We start from the raw sequence: 2,657 nt of genomic DNA, 5'->3' as shown, positions 1-2,657 counted from the left end.
CTGGCGGCCGAGACCGGAGCCCGCTCCGGTGACGAGCGCCGCGCCTTTAGCTGTCATCTACTTGCCGCCGAATTCCGGCGGGCGCTTCTGCAGGAACGCCGACACGCCCTCCACGAAGTCGGCGCTGGCGGCCAGCTCGCCCTGGATCGACGCCTCGAGCTCCAGGTGGGCGGCCATCCGGTCGTACATCCAGTGGTTCAGCTCCCGCTTGCTGCCCGCGTAGGAGCGGGTCGGCCCGGCGGCGAGCCTGGCCAGCAGCGCGCCGGCCTTCGCCGCGAACTCCGCGTCCGGCCAGGCGGAGTTGATCAGGCCCCAGTCGACGGCCTTCGAGGCGCTGACCCGCTCGCCGAGCATGGCCATCTCGGCGGCCCGCGCGAAACCCACCCGGGACGGCACGAACAGGCTCGCGCCGCCGTCGGGCACCAGGCCGATGCCCACGAACGCGAGCATGAAGTAGGCCGACTCCGCCGCCACCACCAGGTCGCCTGCCAGTGCCAGCGACAGGCCCGCCCCGGCCGCCGGGCCGTTGACCGCGGTCAGCACCGGCTTGGGCATCTCCCTGATCGTGGTGACGATCGGGTGGTACCACCGGGTCAGCGTCGTGTACGTGTCCAGCTTGCCGGCCACCGCGTCGTCGGCGCCGTCCTTGAGGTCGGCGCCAGAGCAGAAGGCCCTGCCGTTCCCGGTCAGCATCACGGCGCGCACCGTCTCGTCGGCGGCGACCTCGCGCAGCACGGCGAGCAGGTCTTGCGACAGCCCGTCGCTCCAGGCGTTCATTCGGTCCGGCCGGTTCAGCGCGATCTTCACCGCCGCGCCATCGCGGTTCACGTCCACAGTCTCGTAGCGGCGGGTCTGCTCGTCATCCACGGACTTAATTTATAGTCCGAACCAGGGGTATGCCGAGGGAAGGAGCCCGTGATGGCGAAGAAGTCCGGCGGCGAACGGCTGCCTAGGGGCGTCTACGAGGAGGAGCTCTACCGGCTGCAGGTGGAGCTCGTGAAGCTCCAGGAGTGGACGCGCGCGTCCGGCGCGCGGATCGTGGTCATCTTCGAGGGCCGCGACGCCGCGGGCAAGGGCGGCACGATCCAGCGCATCACCCAGTATCTCAACCCCCGCTTCGCGCGGATCGCGGCGCTGCCCAAGCCGACCGAACGGGAGAGCACCGAGTGGTACTTCCAGCGGTACGTGGAGCGCCTGCCGGCCGCCGGCGAGATTACGCTGTTCGACCGGTCCTGGTACAACAGGGCGGGCGTGGAGCACGTGATGGGGTTCTGCACGAAGGAGCAGTACGCCCGGTTCCTGCACCAGTGCCCCATCTTCGAACGGCTGCTGGTGGAAGACGGCATCCTGCTGCGCAAGTACTGGTTCTCGGTCAGCGACGAAGAGCAGCAGCGCCGGTTCCGGTCCCGGCTCGACGACCCCTTGCGGCAGTGGAAGCTGTCCCCGATGGACCTGGCGTCGCTCACCCGCTGGGAGGACTACTCCCGCGCCAAGGACGACATGTTCATGATGACCGACATCCCGGAGGCCCCGTGGTACGTGGTCGAGTCTGACGACAAGCGGCGTGCCAGGATCAACATGATCGCGCACCTGCTGTCGACGGTGCCGTACCACAAGGTCAAGGCGCCCTCGCTCGCGCTGCCGCACCGGCCGGCGTCGTCCGGCTACGTCAGGACGCCGCGCGAGATGCAGACATACGTCCTCGATCACGCGGCCTCGCTGAGGTTACGCGCCCTGCGCGGCGGGTGTGCGGCACACTGGTGCGGGTGAGCAACGCGGAACTGCGGCAGCGCGCCGAGGCGCTGGGCGTGCAGGTCACCTACTGGGACTGGCAGGGGCGCGAGACCACCGTGCCGGACGAGACGCTGCAGGCGATCGCCGCCGCGCTTGAAGATGTCACCCTGCCTGAGCAGCCCGGCAGTCCGCCCGGCAAGCGGACTGCCGGGACCCAGCCTGCGGTGGCGCCGGTGCCCGGGCAGCGCTCCTGGGGGTTCACCGTCCAGCTCTACTCGCTTCGCTCCCGCGCCTCGTGGGGGCAGGGGGACCTGCGCGACCTCGCTGAGTTCGCCGCCTGGGCGGCGCGGGACCTGGGCGCCGGCTTCGTGCTGATCAACCCGCTGCACGCGGCCGAGCCGCTGCCGCCGGTCAGCCCGTCGCCCTATCTGCCGATGAGCCGCCGCTGGATCAGCCCGCTGTACCTCCGCATCGAGGACATCCCGGAGTTCGCGGAGCTTAATTTTCCTGAACGTACGCGGCTGGCTGCCCTGGGCAACCCGCTGCGCGCCGCGAGCGGGACGGCCGCGCTGATCGACAGGGACGCGGTATGGCTGGCGAAGCGCACCGCGCTGGAGATCGTGCGGAAGGTGCCGCTGTCGCCGCCGCGCCAGGCGTCGCTCGACGCGTTCCGGGTCAGGAACGGGCCGGCGCTGGACGACTGGGGGACCTGGTGCGCGTTCGCCGAGGTCCACGGGCCGGACTACCGGACCTGGCCGGTCCCGTTGCGCGATCCCCGGTCGGCGGAGACGTACGTGCTGCGCGGCGACCTGTCGACGCGGGTGGACTTCCACGTGTGGGTGCAGTGGCTGGTCGCGGAGCAGACGGCGGCGGCGCAGGCCAGCGCCCGGGCCGCCGGGATGCCGATCGGCATCGTGGCTGAC

At 70.8% G+C, this 2,657-nt stretch carries 3 protein-coding genes; 2 read left to right on the top strand and 1 reads right to left on the bottom strand.

The window, feature by feature from the left end:
- Positions 1 to 57: 57 nt before the first annotated feature.
- A complete protein-coding gene (locus WA805_RS27945) occupies positions 58 to 867 on the bottom strand; it encodes an enoyl-CoA hydratase-related protein (RefSeq protein WP_422285565.1) in 810 nt (269 codons plus the stop codon).
- Between the two features lie 51 nt (positions 868 to 918).
- Here WA805_RS27945 and ppk2 point away from each other — a divergent pair, with 51 nt between their 5' ends.
- Both ppk2 and WA805_RS27935 read left to right on the top strand, forming a co-directional pair.
- Entirely contained in the window at positions 919 to 1,770 is an 852-nt protein-coding gene (gene ppk2 / locus WA805_RS27940; RefSeq protein WP_422285566.1) for a polyphosphate kinase 2, read from the top strand.
- A partial coding sequence (locus WA805_RS27935) for a 4-alpha-glucanotransferase (protein ID WP_425243822.1) occupies positions 1,767 to 2,657 on the top strand: 891 nt, incomplete at its 3' end. The genes ppk2 and WA805_RS27935, both read left to right, overlap by 4 nt.

Origin of the sequence: Trebonia sp., assembly GCF_049794275.1 — a bacterium.
In the GTDB taxonomy this organism is placed as follows: Bacteria; Actinomycetota; Actinomycetes; order Streptosporangiales; family Streptosporangiaceae; genus Trebonia.
Note: the sequence above shows the minus strand (reverse complement) of the source record. Positions and strands in the feature narration are given on the sequence as shown.